This is a genomic window from Mycobacterium sp. E2238, from assembly GCF_001672665.1.
Taxonomy (GTDB): Bacteria; Actinomycetota; Actinomycetes; order Mycobacteriales; family Mycobacteriaceae; genus Mycobacterium.
This window is the reverse complement of record NZ_LZKF01000151.1, coordinates 67,605-86,939: the sequence shown is the minus strand read 5'-3', so window position 1 is coordinate 86,939 and position 19,335 is coordinate 67,605. Positions and strand designations below refer to the sequence as shown.

10 protein-coding genes and 1 pseudogene are annotated in these 19,335 nt (G+C 67.8%); 9 read left to right on the top strand and 2 right to left on the bottom strand.

Going from position 1 to position 19,335, the window contains the following annotated elements; all coding sequences use genetic code 11:
• The first annotated feature begins 5 nt into the window (after positions 1-5).
• From A5711_RS13155 to A5711_RS13135, 5 genes and pseudogenes are all read left to right on the top strand, one after another.
• The gene (locus tag A5711_RS13155; protein WP_067947108.1) at positions 6-1,592 is read left to right on the top strand and encodes an AMP-binding protein; all 1,587 of its coding nucleotides are present in this window, start codon (positions 6-8) and stop codon (positions 1,590-1,592) included.
• 95 nt (positions 1,593-1,687) lie between these two features.
• Complete coding sequence (locus A5711_RS13150; RefSeq protein WP_067947106.1) at positions 1,688-2,113, top strand: nuclear transport factor 2 family protein; 426 nt, start codon at positions 1,688-1,690, stop codon at positions 2,111-2,113.
• 62 nt (positions 2,114-2,175) lie between these two features.
• The gene (locus tag A5711_RS13145; RefSeq protein WP_197520794.1) at positions 2,176-2,649 is read left to right on the top strand and encodes a MaoC family dehydratase N-terminal domain-containing protein; all 474 of its coding nucleotides are present in this window, start codon (positions 2,176-2,178) and stop codon (positions 2,647-2,649) included.
• Positions 2,646-3,095, top strand: a complete 450-nt coding sequence (locus tag A5711_RS13140) for a MaoC family dehydratase (RefSeq protein ID WP_067947104.1) — start codon at positions 2,646-2,648, stop codon at positions 3,093-3,095. Before A5711_RS13145 ends, A5711_RS13140 begins: the two co-directional genes overlap by 4 nt.
• 78 nt (positions 3,096-3,173) lie before the next feature.
• Positions 3,174-3,620 (top strand): annotated as a pseudogene (locus tag A5711_RS13135) (maleylpyruvate isomerase family mycothiol-dependent enzyme); the annotation flags it as partial.
• Between the two features lie 105 nt (positions 3,621-3,725).
• Here A5711_RS13135 and A5711_RS13130 read toward each other — a convergent pair.
• On the bottom strand, positions 3,726-5,192 hold the full coding sequence (locus A5711_RS13130; RefSeq protein WP_067947100.1) for an aldehyde dehydrogenase: 1,467 nt from the start codon (positions 5,190-5,192) through the stop codon (positions 3,726-3,728).
• 91 nt (positions 5,193-5,283) lie between these two features.
• Here A5711_RS13130 and A5711_RS13125 point away from each other — a divergent pair, with 91 nt between their 5' ends.
• The gene (locus A5711_RS13125; RefSeq protein WP_067947098.1) at positions 5,284-6,645 is read left to right on the top strand and encodes a lipocalin-like domain-containing protein; all 1,362 of its coding nucleotides are present in this window, start codon (positions 5,284-5,286) and stop codon (positions 6,643-6,645) included.
• Here the strand turns inward: A5711_RS13125 and A5711_RS13120 are convergent.
• Entirely contained in the window at positions 6,628-7,833 is a 1,206-nt protein-coding gene (locus A5711_RS13120) for an aromatic ring-hydroxylating dioxygenase subunit alpha (RefSeq protein ID WP_067947096.1), read from the bottom strand. The two genes, A5711_RS13125 and A5711_RS13120, sit on opposite strands and share 18 nt — an antisense overlap.
• A gap of 40 nt (positions 7,834-7,873) precedes the next feature.
• Between A5711_RS13120 and A5711_RS13115 the strand changes: the two genes are divergently transcribed.
• The 3 genes from A5711_RS13115 to A5711_RS13105 all read left to right on the top strand — a co-directional run bounded on the left by A5711_RS13115 (position 7,874) and on the right by A5711_RS13105 (position 19,327).
• A complete protein-coding gene (locus tag A5711_RS13115) occupies positions 7,874-8,776 on the top strand; it encodes a MerR family transcriptional regulator (RefSeq protein ID WP_067947094.1) in 903 nt (300 codons plus the stop codon).
• Positions 8,777-8,836: 60 nt separating this feature from the next.
• Entirely contained in the window at positions 8,837-9,559 is a 723-nt protein-coding gene (locus tag A5711_RS13110; RefSeq protein ID WP_067947092.1) for a DUF1906 domain-containing protein, read from the top strand.
• 543 nt (positions 9,560-10,102) lie between these two features.
• On the top strand, positions 10,103-19,327 hold the full coding sequence (locus A5711_RS13105; RefSeq protein ID WP_067947090.1) for a type I polyketide synthase: 9,225 nt from the start codon (positions 10,103-10,105) through the stop codon (positions 19,325-19,327).
• Positions 19,328-19,335 lie beyond the last annotated feature (8 nt).

The following is a 19,335-nucleotide window of genomic DNA, read 5'->3' as shown; positions in this document are numbered from 1 at the left end:
GTCCGATGAGCCCCGACCGGAGCGGACCTCTCGGGCCCGCCGACTTCGGCGTCGAAAGTTTCACGGTCCCAGCCGTGCTCGATCGGCGGGCCGAGCAACATCCCGACCGGGTGATGATGTCGATCGCCGGCGTCGACGTGACCTTCGAGCAGATGCGGCAGCGCTCCTGCGCCGCCGCCAACGTGCTCGCGGACTTGGGCGTCGGCCGCGGCGATTGCGTGGCGTTGTTCACCGCAACCTGCCCGGAGTGGGTCTACTTCTGGTTGGGTGCGGCGAGTATCGGCGCGGTGAGCGCCGCCGTCAATGCCGCGAACAAAGGGGATTTCCTGCTACACGCCCTGCGGCTGTCGCAGGCCAAGGTGATCCTGACCGATGCCGAGCGCGGGCCCCGGGTGGACGAGGTTGCCGGGGCGTTGAAGACCGCCCCGACCGTTGTGCTGCAGGGTGATTCACTTGCCGACGAGTTGAGCCGAGGTGGCTCCCGTGCGGTCGCAGACGTCGGCGTGGCGGTGGAGGACGTGGGCTGTCTCTTCTACACGTCGGGCACCACCGGGTCGTCGAAAGCGGTTGCTACGACCTGGCATTACCTGTTCACGGTGGCCGCGACGGTCGCTTCGGCGTGGGAATTGCGCGCGGGGGAGGTGCTGTGGACGGCGATGCCGCTGTTTCACTTGAGCGCGGCACCCAGCGTGCTCGCCCCGATGCTGCTCGGCGCGACGACTGTGCTGGCACAAGCGTTTCACCCCGCCCGGGTGTGGGAGGACATACGCGCCCGCGGTGCCGTCGGCTTCGCCGGCGCCGGCGCGATGGTGTCGATGTTGCACAACCTGCCGGCGGATCCGCGTGACGCCGACTTGCCGCTGCGATTCATCTCGGCGGCTCCGATCGACGCCAAGGCTTATCGCGACATCGAAAAGCGTTACGGCTGCCGCATTGTCACGATGTACGGGATGACCGAGGCGTTTCCGATCGCCGTAAAGACCCTGGCCGACGAAGGGGTGCCGGGAACTTCGGGCCGGCCGAACCCGAATTTCGACGTGCGGATCGTCGACGAGGGCGGCGATCCGCTACCCGCAGGCGCGGTCGGGGAAATCGCCTGCCGGCCCCGGTATCCCCACGTGATGAGCGAAGGCTATGTCGCGCAAGGCATGCGGGTCATTCCGCACCCGGAATGGTTTCGCACCGGCGACGTCGGCCTGCTCACCGCGGAGGGAAACCTCACGTTCGTCGACCGCAGGAAGGATTCGCTTCGCCGGCGCGGTGAAAACGTGTCCTCGGTCGAGGTGGAAACCGTGGTCGCGAGCCATCCCGCCGTCGCGGAAGCCGCCGCGATCGGGGTGCCCAGCGCGTTGGGCGAAGACGACATTCTGGTGATCGTGACGTTGCGACCGGGGGCGACAGTGGATTACGCCGAGCTGCTCGATTTCTGCTCGGCCCGGATGCCGTACTTCTGCGTGCCCCGATACGTGGAGACCGTCAGCGAACTCCCGAAGACGGTCATCGGGCGGATACGCAAGGACTTGTTGCGCGAGCGGGGGGTGACTCGGGAGGCGTGGGATCGTGAAGCTCAGGGCTATATCGTTAGCCGGTAAGTTACGTTAATGTTACGTATTAGTCGGCAAGTTACTTTACCGTTACATCCGTCCGCTCGTTGGCAGTCGTTTCCCGGGAGAGGCTGGAGACCGAAATGACCATGTCCTATCAGGAACAGCAAATGCTGCAGGCCGCCACGGGCCGAGCTGCCATTCTCAATCTGAACGCCCGGCACAACCGGGCATACTCCGAGGGTGATCGCGAGCGCTGGATCGCCACGTTCCGCCACGCCGGTGCCACCTACCAGCGTGATGGTGAGACGTTCGACGATCTGCGTGCGGCGTTCGATGGCGGCGACGGACAACGGCTGGTCACGGTCGACCACGAGATCAGGGTCGACGGGGTCAACGCCGTGCAGCGTTGCGTCGTCTTGCTTTTCGCCAGCATGTACGGCGACACCACGCTACGTGCCACGGGGATATTCCGGGACACGCTGATCTACGAGCGTGGCGGCTGGTACTTCACTTCCCGTGCACTGCAATGGGATTCGGTGCCCAGTCGGCACCCGCTCGTCATGTGAGCCGCGTGGATCCGGACCTCAGTTACCAGCTGGCCTTCGGCACCTATGAAGACGCGCTGCGCATGGTCGGCGCGAAAAGCGAGCCGCGCACTGCGGCGACGGCGGTAAGCGGAGCCCGCATCCAGTTGTTCGCCGCGATGGTCCGCGACGGCAATCGGTCGTACTGGGACGCCGAGTTCGCCCGCCGGAAATGGGGCGGTCTGCTGGCGCCTCCGGCCTTGCTGATGGGGTGGTTGATCCCTCCGCCGTGGCAGCCACAGGTGGGCCCGCCTGCGGCATCCCTGGTGCTGCGAGTGCCGCTGCCGGGAACCACGTTCATCAACGCGGCCAACGATGTCGAGTTCGTGGTGCCCATCGTTGAAGGTGACGTCCTTACCGCCGTCGAAGAGCTGGTGTCGGTGTCACCGGAGAAGCGGACGCGGCTGGGCGTGGGGCATTTCGTCGAGACGCTGGAGACCTACCGCCGCCAGGACGAAACGGTGGTCGCCACCTGCCGGAACACGTTGTTCCGCTTCACGCCCGGGGCATCCCCGTGACCGGCGGCGACCTGCACTTCGACGAGATCGTCGTTCCCGCCGACCTCCCCGAGGTGGTCGACCACATCAGCTACCAGCGAGTGGTGGAGAACGCGGGGGCGACTTGGGACTACTTCCCGGGCCATTTCGACCCCGAATACGCTCAGCGCCAGGGCAATCCGACGATCTACGTCAACACGATGCACCTCGCCGGCTTCGCCGACCGCGTCGCGACCGACTGGGCGGGCCCGAGCAGTCGGGTGGTGCGGCGCTCCTTGCGGCTGGCCGGCTCGGTGTATGCGGGCGACACAATGATCGGCCGGGGACGCGCGGTCGCCAAGCGACTGGACACCTCGGTGGACCCGCCGCGCTGCCTCGTCGACATCGAGATCCAGGTGACCAACCAGCACGGCGCGCTGTGCTGTCCGGTCGAGCTCACCCTGCAGATGCCCGCACGTGCCCGATGATTTGGTGGCCGCACTGCATCTCGCGGTCTCCGACGGTTCGGCGAAGCCGTCCGATCGGCGCATGGCGGGTGGGGTCGTCGCTCCCCATGCGAGGAGTGGGATGCCCGGGCGGTGCTCGAGCACGTGATCGGTTTTCACGACGTGCTCATCTTGCGCCCCTTGGGATTAAAGCCCGACCGACCGAGGGACGATCCGCAGGCGCGCTGGCAACTGACCTACGACGCGCTGACGGCGGCCGTTGAATCCGGCAGGCTGAGTCAGCTGCGTGAGTACAGCTTGATGCCGAACCTGACACGCGATGTCTTGGTGCACACGTGGGATCTCGCCCGCGCGGTGGGGGCGGACGATGTATTGGATTCCGCGTGGTGCCGGCGGTTCTACGACGGCCTGCCTGCCGACCCGCGGGCCTTGAGCTCCTCGCGAATGTTCAGCGTTCCGATCGCGGTGCCTGACGAAAGCGACGTGCAAGCAAAGCTTTTGGCGCGGCTTGGCCGCGACCCGTCGTGGCGACCGGAGACGGCGTAGCGACGGCCGCGGCCATGGGACGAGTTCGGATTGTGATATCGCCGGTGATATCGCGAACGGAAATCGCCATATGCCCCGATGATGGGCAGGGGTCACTGACGGTGGTTATAGCGGCGGCAGCTGTCCTTTGCATACCAGCGTCTGCAACTCGACGTATTCGTGGAGGCCCTCCGGGCCGAACTCGCGCCCGATGCCCGACTGCTTGAAGCCACCGAATGGGGCGCCGATGTCCAGCGTGTACATGTTGATGCCGTACGTACCGGTGCGCACGCCCGCCGCGATTTCCAGGCCGTGTGCGATGTCGGAGGTCCACACCGAACCGGCCAGGCCGTAGTCGCTCTCGTTGGCGATTCGGATCGCGTCGTCCTCATCGCGGTAGCGCAGCACGGTCAAGACCGGACCGAAAATCTCCTCGCGGGCGATGCGCATGTCGTTGGTGGCGTCGGCGAACAACGTCGGCTGCACATACCAACCACGCGTTGACGGGCTGTCCTGGCCGCCGAGGACGACGCGGGCGCCTTCGGCCTGTCCGGACTTGATGTAGTCCTGAACGCGGCGTTGTTGTCGTTGCGCCACAAGGGGTCCGATGTCGGTGGCGTCGTCCGACGGATCGCCGACGTTGAGGGCCGACATCATGTCGGCCAGCGCGTCGACGACCTCGTCGTGCCGCTTATCGCTGACCAGGATGCGGGTCTGTGCGACGCACGCCTGGCCGTTGTTCATCAGGCCGGCGGTTTTCAGCCCGGCGGCGGTCTTGCCGATGTCGGCGTCGTCGAGAATGATCGCCGCGGACTTGCCGCCCAGCTCCAGGCTGTAGCGCTTCAGCTGCTCACCGCAGAGGGTCGCGATGCGGCGCCCGACGGCGCTGGACCCGGTGAACGCGATCTTGTCCACGTCGCGGTGGCGCACCAGCGCCTCACCGATCTCGGGTCCACCGGGCAACACCGAGACCACCCCGTCGGGCAGGTCCAGCTGCTCGATCATCTCCGCCAACCACAAAGCGTCCAAGGGGGTTTCGGGTGCGGGTTTGATGATGACCGTGCAGCCCGCGATCAGCGCCGGGATGAGCTTGGGCATGATCAGGAACTGCGGAACGTTCCACGGAACGATCGCGCCGACCACGCCTACCGGGGCCCTGCGCAAGTGCACTTCGCCGAGCACGCCCTGACGCCGTTCCTCCCACGGAAACTCGCGCGCGGCGGCCAGCGCCAAATGGATGAGCGTCGCCGCGGCAGCGCCTTGGCCCATCCGGCTGAAACTGCGCGGCGAGCCCATCTCGTCGGTGATCAGGTCGGCCATCTCCTCGATGTGGCCGGAGTAGATCGCGGCGAGCTGTTCGACCTTGGCGATCCGCTCGGCATGGGTCATCCGCGGCCACGGCCCGTGGTCGAAGGCGTGTCGCGCGGCAGCGACGGCCGCGTCGACGTCCTCGGGTCCGGCCAGCTGGACATGGCCGACCGGTTCTTCGGAGTGCGGGGAGATGACGGCGAGCTGTTGGGGGTTGGCGGGCTTGCGCCACTGCCCCCCGATGAAGAGTTCGTCATAAGACCGGTGGCCGGAGTTTTCTGTCATCGGACACTTCCTCGAGGGTTGGGCGCAGGTAGCCAGTGACCGGGATTTCTCTATTGACGCTAACATAGCGAAAAAAGCAGCGAGGGCCGATATGACCAGCAATTGGCGTAGTTACCCGTTCCAGTTGGTGCCCGGCGACAGCCAACTGGATTTCCCCGCCGCCGAGGGCGAACACCCGGATCAGGAGTCGGACACCTGGTTCATCGCGGGGCAGCTCGATGCCGCCGAGACCGGTCGGTCGTTCGCCTTCCTGACCATCTTCAACAAGAACCGGCCCGGCGGCACCGTGGTCGCCGATTTCTACACGTTGGCGCTCTTCGATCTGGACACCGGCGATTACGGCACCTTCACGGATTACGACATGCCGCCGGCAAACCTGAAGCCCGGGGCGAGGCGCAAGCTGACATTGGCCCCAGGCCATCTCGACATCCACTACTCCAGCGACGTCGGCACCGCGTCGTGGACCACCTGCCGCGACGGCGACGGAGAGCTGCTGCCCTACACGTACCGCGTCAGCCTGGTCGGCCAGGACCAGTCGGGTCGGCCCATGCGGCTAGACCTGGCCGTAACACCAACGCGTGCACCGACACCGGTGGGTGCGTCGACCTACAACGGGAAGATCTGCTGCTTCGGCCAGACCGAAACGTATTCGTATTTCCAGACCGGCATGGCGATGACGGGCACCCTGCGCTGGGGAGACGTCGTCCAGCAGGTCTCCGGCAGCAGTGGGCACATCGACCGGCAGTGGTTCCCGAAATACGCCGGCGGCGGAGGGACGGGGGGAGACCCGCGGGCCCGATCCCACGAATGGCGCACCATCAACTTCGACAACGGCGTGGACCTGAGCATCTGGCGGCAGTTCGACCGCACCAATGGCAATGCGCTGCAGCCGTTCACGGGTGTCACGACGAGCCATCCGGACCCCGGCATGCCGCCGGAGTGTGCTGAAGACATCGAGGTGACGGTCAGCAGCTACGTGCGATGGCCGGACACGGTGCAACCGTTGGTGCGGCCGCAGGCGGCCGCCCGCTACATGCCGGACCGGCACCGGATCACCTGCCGCACAATGCAACTCGATATTGTCGGGGAACCGCTGGTGCCCGCTCCCGCGCACGGCCTGCCCATCGAATACATGGAGGGTCCGTACCGCTACCGCGGAACCCTGTGGGGTCAACCGGTGACCGGCTTCGCGTTCAACGAGCGCTCGTTGGCCCTGTACCGCGACTGGGAGTTGGTCGAGGTGCTGGCCACCACGGTCGCGAACATGGAACCGGCCGACCGGGACTTGGAGAAGGCGGCGGGACTGCTGGAGCAGCTGCTGGCACGCGGCCGCCGACATGAAGCGGTCGGGCTGTTGACTACGGTGCGTCCCGCGCAAAGCGACCCGCTGGCAACGCTTTTGGACGACATCGTGGCGGTGCTGTCCGCCGACGCATCAACCGAGAGCGGCTGATTCGCCAAGCGCCCCGGCCCAGGCTTGGTGGCGATGCTGCAGGCCGGGTTCGTTGCGGCCGAACAGCAGGTGGTCGCGGGCACCGGACTCGAGGTTGGTCTGCAAGCGTTCGACCAGCCGGTAGTCCTCGTCGCGCACCGTGGCGTGGGCGTAGTCGAAGACGGCTTGCGCGCCGGCCGCGACCGATTCGTCGGAGACGTCCAGCGGTGTCGAGTTCTGGTGCACGGTGATCGATCTCCCGGGCCCGTCGCTGGGGTAGATCCGGAACAGCTCGCCGTTGGCGATGGTCACCGAGAGCACGATGTTGGGGAACAGCGCGTAGATCACGACCAAGTTCTGGAACGGATCCCACTGCTCTTCGGGGACGTCGTCCAGCGCCAGGATCGTGTTGAGCGGGAAGATCAATCGGTGGTGCGGTCCGAACGCGTCGAACACCGTGCAGTTGCTGCGGGCGATGGTGGCGAACGTCTGCTGATGCACGGTGGCGAAATGGTAGTTTTCCGAAAAGGTGTCGACCGCGAGCTTCCAATTGATCGGGCAGTCGAGCACCTTCTCACCCAATGGCGCCCACCGGCCGATGCCCCACGAATCGAGCTCTTCGGCCAGGGGGCCCAGGTGTGCGGCGACATCCAAGTTGGCCCCGGGAACCAGTGTGACCCAGAGGAATCCGGCGAATTCGGTGGCCGGGAGCTCAGTCAGGCCGTCGGCCTTGGCGGTCACGGTGGTTTGGCGGCGACCCGCTTCGGCCGGCTTCGCCGTCCTTGCGATCGCCACACCGGTGAAGCCCTCACGGCCGGGCAGGCCGACCAACCGGCCGGTGTTGTCGTACGTCCACGCGTGATACGGGCAGGTGAACCGCTTCGCGCTGCCGCAACCGGTTGCGACCTGCGACTGGCGGTGCAGGCAGATATTGTCAAACGCCTTGACCGATCCATCAGCCGTTCGTGTCAGCAGGATTGACCGGCCCATCACCGTCTTCGTGCAGTACGCGCCGGGGGCGGGCAGCTCGGAGACATAGCCGACCAACTGGGGGCTGGCCAGGATCATGGCCCGGTCTCGGTCGTGGCGCTCGGCCGACGTATAGGACGTCGCCTCGACGCGGTGCTCGGCGGGGGCGAGATCGGTGGTCTTGTCCCGCGCCAACTTCAAGGCGCGGCGGGTGAGGTCGATTAGCTGCTCGCGTTCCATCAGCTCAGTACAGACCTTGCCACAGTTGTAAGGTCAAGGAGTGGCTGAGCAGTTGCTGATCGGCGACGTCACGGCCCTGACGGGCATCGCTTCCGGTCGCATCCGCCATTACGAGAAAATCGGTTTGCTGCGTGCCGAGTATCTGTCGAACGGCTATCGGGTCTTCGGCGTGGAACAGGTGCTCGATCTGCTCCGCATCGATCTGCTGAGAAGTCTCGGCGTGAGCATCAATGACATCCAGCGCTTGGTCGCGGGTGGACGCGCCACGTTGGCGGGTGTTCTCGACGAGCACCGGACGTTGCTGATGCGCCAGCGGGACCGGCTGGACCAGTTGATCGCGGCCATCGACCGGTCTCGCGCCGCCACCGATTGCCCCGGCTCCGACGTCAGCGAGGACATCCTGCGCAGGCTGGCGACCACCCACCGCGACAGCATCGGCGTCATCGGGCGGCTCACCGCGCCGCTGTCCGCGTCCGTCGCCACGATGTATGCCGACCTGTTCGACGAATGGGACTTGCCGGTACCGGTCTTGTTCGGGCAGATGGTTCTGCCGCCGGCGGCCAGCACCCTGCTGGCCCAATTGGCCGAGACGCCGGGGCGTCAGGTGCTGTTCGACCGGTTGCGCAAGCTCGCCGCCGACGTGATCGGGCTGGGCGACGACCGGGCGGCCGCGACGGAACTCGCTCAGAGTTGGATCGACCGGCAGCTCGCCGACCCGCTGCCCGACGACGTGGTCGACGTGCTTCGGGGGGTGCAGCCGTCGCTGGAGCGTGACCCCGTGATCGTGCAGGGATTCCGTGCTTGGGCGGGATCGATCAACACGGCGGCCGCCCACTTCCTCGACGAGGTCGGCCGCCAGACCGCTGGTCGTGGCCTGGAGGCCGTGAGCGTCATCGTGCTGCCCGCTGCGGCGCGGCGCCAAACCAAAGATGCGCCCCTGTGATGCAGATGTGACCAGTGTGATCAATGTGTCAGATGGTGTTCCTGCCGTATCCTGACGCCTGTGTCATCGGTTTCGCGACGCGACGCGCTCAAATTGGCCGCGGCGGCCCCTGCCCTGATGGGGCTGGGTGTTGCCGGTGCGTCGCTGCGTCCGGCACCGGCGTCGGCGTCGCTCGGCACGTTGTTGGACTACGCGGCCGGGGTCATCCCGGCCAGCGAGATCAGGGCCGCCGGCGCCGTGGGCTCGATCAGGTACGTGTCGGACCGGCGGCCCGGCGGCAACTGGATGCTGGGCAAGCCGATCCAGGTCGCCGAGGCTCGGGACCTCAACAGCAACGGGCTGAAGATCGTCTCGTGTTACCAGTACGGGAAGGGCAATACCGCCGACTGGCTCGGCGGCGCCAACGCCGGTCTCCAGCACGCGCAACGCGGAATGCAACTGCATGCCGCCGCGGGCGGGCCCGCGAACGCGCCGATATACGCCTCGATCGACGACGACCCATCGTATGACCAGTACAAACAGCAGGTAGCCCCCTACCTACGATCCTGGGAGTCAGTGATCGGTCATCAGCGCACAGGTGTGTACGCCAATTCGAAGACCATCGACTGGGCGCTGCACGACGGGTTGGGCTCTTATTTCTGGCAGCACAACTGGGGTTCACCCAAGGGATTCGCGCACCCGGCCGCCCATTTGCATCAGGTCGAGATCGACAAACGCAGCGTCGGCGGGGTTGGGGTCGACATCAACGAGATCCTCAAGCCGCAATTCGGGCAGTGGGCCTAGCCTCCCCGCACCCCGCCGGCTCACCACCGGGCCGCGACTCTTAGAGATCCCAGCAAACACTCGTTCGCTCATTTTTCGGCGCGGCGTGCGCGAAGGCCGCCCCGACTGCGCGACGAAAGCGCGCTTGACGCCGCTGGACGGCTCGAAATTTTTACATAACGATTACATAACAAAACTGCTTTGATCAGGGCAGTTATAGCTACTCGACCGTAACCACCTGCATGCAGCAGGTTTGTTCGGCGCGCCCGCGCCGCGGATTAAACCCGGTGTTACCCAGGACACGGTTACCCGTGCGTAGAACTCATCAGTAACCGATCACGACGCAAAACGGGGGTCTGCCCTTATGACACTCTTAGTACAGCCGATGCAGTCCGCCACGCCGCCCGTCCACGGGCCCGCCCACCCGACAAGACACCGGTCAGACGGATTTTCGGTCGCGATTCGATGCGGAATCGACGGACTCTCTAGAGTTCCTGTCCCCTTCGGACCGGCTGAACGCACTGATACGTAAGACGTACATGACGCATTGAGGGAGATACAGACGTGACGATCCACGAGCACGATGAGGTGTCCGCTGAGCGCGATCCAAACGCACCGCACACCGCCCATGCTCTGGTCGACCGACTGACGGCCGGCGAGCCGTACGCCGTTGCGTTCGGCGGCCAGGGCAGCGCCTGGCTGGAAACCCTCGAAGAACTGGTGTCGTCGGCCGGCATCGAATCCGACCTGGCAACGCTGGCCGGTGAGGTGGAACTGCTGCTCGAGCCCGTCGCCAAGGAACTGGTGGTGGTGCGTCCGATCGGTTTCGAGCCGCTCTCCTGGGTCCGCGCGCTGGCGGCCGAGGATCCGGTCCCGTCGGACAAGCACCTGACGTCCGCCGCGGTGTCCATCCCCGGCGTACTGCTCACCCAGATCGCGGCCGTGCGCGCGCTGGCCCGCCAAGGCATGGACCTGAAAACCACCCCGCCGGTGGCCGTCGCCGGACACTCGCAAGGGGTGCTCGCCGTCGAGGCGCTCAAAGCCGCGGGCTCCCGCGACGCAGAGCTGCTGGCAATGGCCCAGCTCATCGGCGCGGCCGGGACGCTGGTCGCCCGCAGGCGCGGCATCTCCGTGCTCGGCGACCGCCCGCCCATGGTGTCGGTGACCAACGCCGACCCCGAGCGCATCAGCCGGTTGCTCGACGAGTTCGCGCAAGACGTCCGCACCGTGCTGCCGCCGGTGCTGTCCATTCGCAACGGCCGGCGCTCGGTCGTCATCACCGGCACGCCCGAGCAGCTGTCCCGGTTCGAGCTCTACTGCCGGCAGATCTCGGAGAAGGAGGAGGCCGACCGCAAGAACAAGCTCCGCGGCGGGGACGTCTTCTCGCCGGTCTTCGATCCGGTGCAGGTGGAGGTCGGCTTCCACACCCCCCGGTTGGCCGACGGCATCGACATCGTCGGCGGCTGGGCCGAAAAGGTCGGACTCGATGTCGCGCTGGCCCGTGAACTGACCGAAGCCATCCTGGTGCGGCGTGTCGACTGGGTCGAGGAGATCAACCGCGTGCACGAGGCCGGTGCGCGCTGGATCCTCGACCTCGGACCCGGCGACATCCTGACCCGGCTCACCGCGCCGGTGATCCGCGGCCTGGGTGTCGGCATCGTGCCCGCCGCGACCCGCGGCGGGCAGCGCAACCTCTTCACCGTCGGGGCCGTCCCCGAGGTGGCGCGGGCCTGGTCCACTTACGCCCCCACGGTCGTTCGCCTTCCCGACGGCCGGGTCAAGCTCTCGACCAAGTTCACCCGGTTGACGGGACGCTCGCCGATCCTGCTGGCGGGGATGACCCCGACCACCGTCGACGCCAAGATCGTCGCCGCCGCGGCCAACGCCGGGCACTGGGCCGAGCTCGCCGGCGGCGGGCAGGTCACCGAGGAGATCTTCGCCGGTCGCGTCGATGAGCTCGCCACACTGCTCGAGCCCGGCCGCACGTATCAGTTCAACGCGCTGTTCCTCGACCCGTATCTGTGGAAGCTGCAGGTCGGCGGAAAACGCTTGGTGCAGAAGGCGCGTCAGTCCGGCGCGGCGATCGACGGTCTGGTGATCAGTGCCGGCATCCCGGACCTCGAGGATGCCGTCGAGCTCATCGAGGAATTGAACGACGTCGGCATCAGCCACGTCGTGTTCAAGCCCGGCACGGTCGAACAGATCCGCTCGGTCATCCGCATCGCGACCGAGGTGCCCACCAAGCCGGTGATCATGCACATCGAGGGTGGCCGCGCCGGTGGCCACCACTCGTGGGAAGACCTCGACGACTTGCTGCTGGCAACGTATTCGGAGTTGCGGTCGCGCCCCAACATCACCGTCTGCGTGGGCGGCGGCATCGGCACGCCCGAGCGGGCGGCCGAGTACTTGTCCGGGCGGTGGGCGCAGGCCTACGGCTTCCCCCTGATGCCGATCGACGGCATCCTGGTCGGCACCGCGGCGATGGCGACCAAGGAGGCCACCACGTCGCCGTCGGTCAAGCGGATGCTGGTCGAGACGCAAGGGACCGAACAGTGGGTCGGCGCCGGAAAAGCCGTGGGCGGCATGGCTTCCAGCCGCAGCCAGCTGGGTGCCGACATTCACGAGATCGACAACAGCGCCTCGCGCTGCGGGCGGCTGCTCGACGAGGTCGCCGGTGACGCCGAGGCCGTCGCCGAGCGTCGCGACGAGATCATCGCGGCGATGGCCAACACCGCCAAGCCGTACTTCGGCGATGTCGCCGACATGACGTACTTGCAGTGGTTGCAGCGCTACGTCGAGCTGACCATCGGTGAGGGCAACTCCACCGCCGACACCGCCGCACCGGGCAGCCCGTGGCTGGCCGACACCTGGCGCGACCGGTTCCAGCAGATGCTGCAGCGCGCCGAAGCCCGTTTGCACGCCAACGACTTCGGCCCGATCGAGACGCTGTTCGATGACCTCGCGCTACTGGAAAGTCCCCAGCAGGCCATCGCCACGCTGCTTGCGGCATACCCCGACGCCGAGACCGTGCAGCTGCACCCGGCCGACGTCCCATTCTTCGTCACCCTGTGCAAGACGCTGGGTAAGCCGGTCAACTTCGTGCCGGTCATCGACAAGGACGTGCGGCGCTGGTGGCGCAGTGACTCGCTGTGGCAGGCGCACGATGCCCGCTACGACGCCGACCAGGTGTGCATCATCCCGGGCACCGCGGCCGTGGCCGGCATCACCCGCATGGACGAGCCCGTCGGTGAATTGCTGGACCGCTTCGAGCAGACCGCCGTTGACGAGGTGTTGTCCTCCGGTGGGCAACCCCGGCCCGTCGCATCGCGTCGGCTGGGTCGCCCCGACGTGACCGGGCCGCTCGCGGTCGTGCTCGACGCCCCCGACGTGCAGTGGGCCGGCCGCACCGCGATCAACCCGGTCCACCGAATCGCCGACCCCGCCGACTGGCTCGTGCATGACGGCCCCGAAAGCCGTCGTGCCACGCACTCGTTCACCGGGGCGCGGCTTGAGGTCGACGGCGACCGAGTGGTGCTGAGTGTCCCGGTGTCGGGCATCTGGATCGACATCCCGTTCACGTTGCCTCCCAACACGATTGACGGTGGCACCCCCGTGGTGTCCACCGAAGACGCCGCGACCGCCATGCGCGCGGTGCTGGCCATCGCCGCCGGAGTCGACGGGCCGGAATTCCTGCCCGCGGTCGTCGACGGGACCGCCACCGTGGCGATTGACTGGGACCCCGAGCGGGTCGCCGACCACACCGGGGTCACCGCTACCTTCGGCGAGCCGTTGGCGCCCGGTCTCACCACCGTGCCCGACGCGCTGGTCGGGCTGTGCTGGCCCGCGGTCTTCGCGGCGATCGGCTCGGCGGTCACCGACGCCGGCGTCCCGGTCGTGGAGGGTCTGCTGAGTCTGGTCCACCTCGACCACGCAGCCCACGTCATGGGCGCGCTGCCCAAGGCCGCGGCCGAATTGACCGTCACCGCAACGGCTTCGCCGGCTATCGACACGGACATGGGCCGCGTCGTCCGCGTCGCGGTGACGATCGCCGACGCCCACGGCGCCACGATCGCCACCCTCGACGAGCGGTTCGCCATCCTTGGCCGCACGGGTGCGGCCGAACTCACCGAGCCGGTGCGCGCCGGCGGCGCGGTGTCGGAGAACGCGACCGACACCCCGCGCCGCCGCCGCCGCGACGTCCGGTTGACCGCCCCGGTCGACATGCGACCGTTCGCCGTGGTCTCCGGTGACCACAACCCGATCCACACCGACCGGGCCGCCGCCCTGCTGGCCGGCCTGGAATCGCCCATCGTGCACGGCATGTGGTTGTCGGCGGCCGCGCAGCACGCGGTGACCGCCACCGACGGACAGGCCCGGCCGCCGGCCCGGCTGGTCGGCTGGACCGCGCGGTTCCTCGGCATGGTGCGCCCCGGTGACGAGGTCGACTTCCGCGTCGAGCGCGTCGGAATCGACCAGGGCGCAGAGGTTTTGGATGTCTCCGCCCGCATAGGATCCGACCTGGTGATGTCGGCGACGGCCCGACTGGCCTCCCCGCACACGGTGTATGCCTTCCCCGGCCAGGGGATTCAACACAAGGGCATGGGCATGGATGTGCGCGCCCGGTCCAAGGCCGCCCGCAAGGTGTGGGACAAAGCGGACAAGTTCACCCGCGACACGCTGGGCTTCTCGGTGCTGCACGTGGTGCGCGACAACCCGACCAGCATCATCGCCAGCGGCGTGCACTACAACCATCCCGAGGGCGTGCTGTACCTGACGCAGTTCACCCAGGTCGCGATGGCGACCGTGGCGGCGGCGCAGGTCGCCGAGATGCGCGAGCAGGGTGCGTTCGTCGAAGATGCCATTGCCTGCGGCCACTCCGTCGGGGAGTACACCGCGCTGGCCTGCGTCACCGGCATCTACGAACTGGAAGCGTTGCTGGAGACGGTTTTCCACCGCGGCTCCAAGATGCACGACATCGTGCCGCGCGACGAGCTGGGCCGTTCCAACTACCGGCTGGCGGCGATCCGGCCGTCGCAGATCGACCTGCCGGATGACGAGGTGCCCGCGTTCGTCGCCGAAATCGCCGACCGCACCGGGGAATTCCTGGAGATCGTGAACTTCAACCTGCGTGGTTCGCAGTATGCGATCGCGGGCACGGTACGCGGTCTGGAAGAGCTGGAAGCCGAGGTGGAGCGCCGTCGCGAGCAAACCGGCGGCAAGCGTTCCTTCATCCTGGTGCCCGGCATCGACGTGCCGTTCCACTCGCGGGTGCTGCGCGTCGGGGTGGCCGAATTCCGCCGCTCGCTCGAGCGCGTCATGCCGAGGGACAAGAATCCCGACGTCATCATCGGGCGCTACATTCCCAACCTGGTGCCACGCCCGTTCACCCTGGACCGCGACTTCATCCAGGAGATCCGTGACCTGGTGCCCGCCGAGCCGCTCGACGAGATCCTCGCCGACTACGACACCTGGCTGGCAGAGCGCCGCAACGACATGGCGCGCATCGTCTTGATCGAGCTGCTGGCATGGCAGTTCGCCAGCCCGGTGCGCTGGATCGAGACCCAGGATCTCCTCTTCACCGAAGAGGCCGCGGGCGGTCTGGGCGTGGAGCGGTTCGTCGAGATCGGTGTCAAGTCCGCGCCGACCGTCGCCGGATTGGCCACCAACACCCTCAAGCTTCCCGAATATGCCCACAGCACAGTGGAAGTGCTGAACGCCGAGCGCGACGCCGCGGTGCTGTTCGCCACCGACACCGACCCCGAGCCGGAGCCCGAGGCCGACGAGCCGGCCGCCGAGGCGGCCGAGGGGGCGACCTCCGTGGAGGCCGCACCGGCCGCACCGGCACCCGCTGCCGCGTCGTCGGGCCCCCGCCCCGACGACATCGGGTTCGACGCCGCCGACGCCACCCTGGCGTTGATCGCGCTGTCGGCCAAGATGCGCATCGACCAGATCGAGGAGCTGGACTCCATCGAGTCCATCACCGACGGCGCGTCGTCGCGGCGCAACCAGCTGCTGGTGGACCTCGGTTCGGAGTTGAACCTGGGCGCCATCGACGGCGCCGCCGAGGCCGACCTGGCCGGCCTGCGGTCGCAGGTGACCAAGCTCGCGCGCACGTACAAGCCTTTCGGGCCAGTGCTTTCCGACGCGATCAACGACCAGCTGCGCACGGTGCTCGGACCCTCGGGCAAGCGGCCCGGCGCCATCGCCGAGCGGGTCAAGAAGACGTGGGAGCTCGGCGACGGTTGGGCCAAGCACGTCACGGTCGAAGTGGCGCTGGGGACCCGCGAGGGCACCAGCGTGCGCGGCGGCGCCATGGGCCACCTGCACGAGGGTGCGCTGGCCGATGCCGCCTCGGTCGACAAGGTCATCGACGCGGCGGTCATCTCCGTCGCCGCGCGCCGGGGCATCTCGGTGGCGCTGCCGTCATCGGGTGGCGGCGGCGGCGCGACCGTCGACGCGGCCGCGTTGAGCGAATTCACCGATCAGATCACCGGTCGCGACGGGGTGCTCGCTTCGGCGGCCCGCCTGATCCTGGGCCAGTTGGGCCACGACGACCCGGTCAGTGCGGCGCCGGCGGCCACCGACGCCGAGCTCATCGACCTGGTCACCGCCGAACTCGGCGCGGACTGGCCCCGTCTGGTGGCGCCGGCTTTCGACGCCAAGAAGGCCGTCGTGTTCGACGACCGGTGGGCCAGCGCCCGGGAGGACCTGGTCAAGCTCTGGCTGACCGACGAGGGTGACATCGACGCCCAATGGAAGAGCCTGTCCGAAAGGTTCGAGGGCGCAGGCCATGTCGTCGCGACCCAGGCCACCTGGTGGCAGGGCAAATCGCTGGCCGCCGGTCGCCAGATTCACGCGTCGCTGTACGGCCGCATCGCGGCGGGCGCCGAGAACCCCGATCCCGGCCCCTACAGCAACGAAGTTGCCGTGGTGACAGGCGCTTCGAAGGGTTCGATCGCGGCGTCGGTCGTCGGGCGGCTGCTTGACGGCGGTGCGACCGTCATCGCCACGACGTCCAAGCTCGACGACGAGCGGCTGGCCTTCTACCGCGGGCTATACCGCGACCACGCCCGATACGGTGCGGCGCTATGGGTCGTCGCCGCCAACATGGCGTCCTACTCCGATATCGATGCCCTGGTCGAATGGATCGGCACGGAGCAGACCGAAAGCCTTGGGCCGCAATCCATTCACATCAAGGACGCGCAGACTCCCACGCTGCTGTTCCCGTTCGCGGCGCCTCGCGTCGCGGGCGACCTGTCGGAGGCCGGGTCGCGCTCCGAGATGGAGATGAAGGTTCTGCTGTGGGCGGTGCAGCGGTTGATCGGCGGGCTGTCCAAGATCGGCGCCGAGCGCGACATCGCGTCGCGGCTGCACGTCGTGTTGCCCGGTTCGCCCAACCGCGGAATGTTCGGCGGGGACGGCGCGTACGGCGAGGCCAAGTCGGCCCTGGACGCACTGGTGAGCCGCTGGCACGCCGAGACCTCCTGGGCCGCCCGGGTCAGCCTGGCGCACGCGCTGATCGGCTGGACCCGCGGCACCGGGTTGATGGGCCACAACGACGCCATCGTCGAGGCCGTGGAGGAGGCCGGCGTCACCACCTACTCCACCGACGAGATGGCGGCCATGCTGCTGGACCTCTGCGACGTCGAGTCGAAGGTCGCCGCGGCCGGTGCACCGATCAAAGCGGACCTGACCGGCGGCCTCGCCGAGGCCAACCTCGACATGGCCGAACTGGCCGCCAAGGCCCGCGAGCAGACCACGTCGGGCGAGCAGGCCACGGACGACGCGGCGGCCGACGGCACCATCGCCGCGCTGCCGTCGCCGCCGCGCGGCTTCACCCCGGCGCCGCCCCCGCAGTGGGACGACCTGGACGTCGACCCGGCCGACCTGGTGGTGATCGTCGGCGGCGCCGAGATCGGCCCGTACGGTTCGTCGCGCACCCGATTCGAGATGGAGGTCGACAACGAACTCTCCGCCGCCGGCGTCCTGGAACTGGCCTGGACCACCGGACTGATCCGCTGGGAGGACGACCCCCAACCGGGTTGGTATGACACGGAATCCGGCGACCTGGTGGACGAAGCCGAGCTGGTCGAGCGCTACCACGACACCGTGGTCGAGCGGGTCGGCATTCGCGAGTTCGTCGATGACGGCGCTATCGACCCCGATCACGCGTCGCCGTTGCTGGTGTCGGTGTTCCTGGACAAGGACTTCACCTTTGTCGTGTCGTCGGAGGCCGACGCTCGCGCGTTCGTCGAGTTCGATCCCGAGCACACGGTGGTGCGGCCGGTCCCCGATTCCAGCGATTGGCAGGTCACGCGCAAGGCGGGCACCGAGATTCGCGTGCCGCGCAAGACGAAGCTGTCGCGGGTCGTCGGGGCGCAAATCCCGACTGGGTTCGACCCGACCGTGTACGGCATCAGCCAGGACATGGCCAGCTCCACCGACCGGGTGGCGCTGTGGAACATCGTCGCGACCGTCGACGCGTTCTTGTCTTCGGGATTCACCCCGACCGAGTTGATGCGGTGGGTGCACCCCGGCCTGGTGGCCAGCACCCAGGGCACCGGCATGGGCGGCATGACGTCGATGCAGACCATGTATCACGGCAACCTGCTCGGCCGGAACAAGCCGAACGACATCCTGCAGGAAGTGCTGCCGAATGTCGTTGCCGCGCACGTCATTCAGAGCTACGTCGGCAGTTACGGCGCGATGATCCACCCGGTCGGCGCGTGCGCGACCGCGGCGGTGTCGGTCGAGGAGGGCGTCGACAAGATCCGCCTCGGCAAGGCCGAACTGGTGGTGGCCGGTGGTTTCGACGACCTGACGCTGGAAGCGATCATCGGCTTCGGTGACATGGCGGCCACGGCCGATACCTCCATGATGCGCGGCCGCGGCATTGAGGACTCGAAGTTCTCCCGGCCCAACGATCGGCGCCGGCTCGGGTTCGTCGAGGCGCAGGGCGGCGGCACCATCCTGCTCGCCCGCGGCGACCTGGCCCTCAAGATGGGTCTGCCGGTGCTGGCCGTGGTGGCCTACGCGCAGTCGTTCGCCGACGGCGTGCACACCTCGATCCCGGCCCCCGGCCTGGGCGCCCTGGGCGCCGGCCGCGGCGGCAGGGAATCGGCGCTGGCGCGCTCGCTGGCCAAGCTCGGCGTCGGCGCCGACGACATCGCCGTGATCTCCAAGCACGACACATCCACACTGGCCAACGATCCCAACGAGACCGAGCTGCACGAGCGGCTGGCAGACTCGCTGGGCCGCTCCGAGGGCGCCCCGCTGTTCGTGGTGTCGCAGAAGAGCCTGACCGGCCACGCCAAGGGCGGCGCCGCGGTGTTCCAGATGATGGGCCTGTGCCAGATGCTGCGCGACGGGGTGATCCCGCCCAACCGCAGCCTGGATTGTGTCGACGACGAACTGGCCGGGTCGGCCCACTTCGTCTGGGTGCGCGAGACGCTGCGGCTCGGCGAGAAGTTCCCGCTCAAGGCGGGGATGCTGACCAGCCTCGGGTTCGGCCACGTCTCCGGACTCGTGGCGCTGGTGCACCCGCAGGCGTTCATCGCCTCGCTGGACGCCGATCAGCGCGCTGACTACCAGCGGCGTGCGGAGGCGCGGCTGCTGGCCGGTCAGCGCCGGTTGGCATCGGCCATCGCCGGCGGCGCGCCGATGTACGAGCGGCCGTCGGGTCGTCGCTTCGACCACGACGCACCGGAGAAGCGCCAGGAGGCGGCGATGCTGCTGAACCCGGCGTCGCGGCTGGGTGACGGCGAGGCCTACGAGGTCTCGGCCGGATGACGTCTTCG

Bases quoted from the DNA above. Each gene is read 5' to 3' on its own strand.
- A5711_RS13125 (WP_067947098.1), top strand. From the start codon at position 5,284: ATGACCAGCAATTGGCGTAGTTACCCGTTCCAGTTGGTGCCCGGCGAC.
- A5711_RS13155 (WP_067947108.1), top strand. From the start codon at position 6: ATGAGCCCCGACCGGAGCGGACCTCTCGGGCCCGCCGACTTCGGCGTC.
- A5711_RS13130 (WP_067947100.1), bottom strand. From the start codon at position 5,192: ATGACAGAAAACTCCGGCCACCGGTCTTATGACGAACTCTTCATCGGG.
- A5711_RS13145 (WP_197520794.1), top strand. From the start codon at position 2,176: ATGGTCGGCGCGAAAAGCGAGCCGCGCACTGCGGCGACGGCGGTAAGC.
- A5711_RS13150 (WP_067947106.1), top strand. From the start codon at position 1,688: ATGACCATGTCCTATCAGGAACAGCAAATGCTGCAGGCCGCCACGGGC.
- A5711_RS13120 (WP_067947096.1), bottom strand. From the start codon at position 7,833: ATGGAACGCGAGCAGCTAATCGACCTCACCCGCCGCGCCTTGAAGTTG.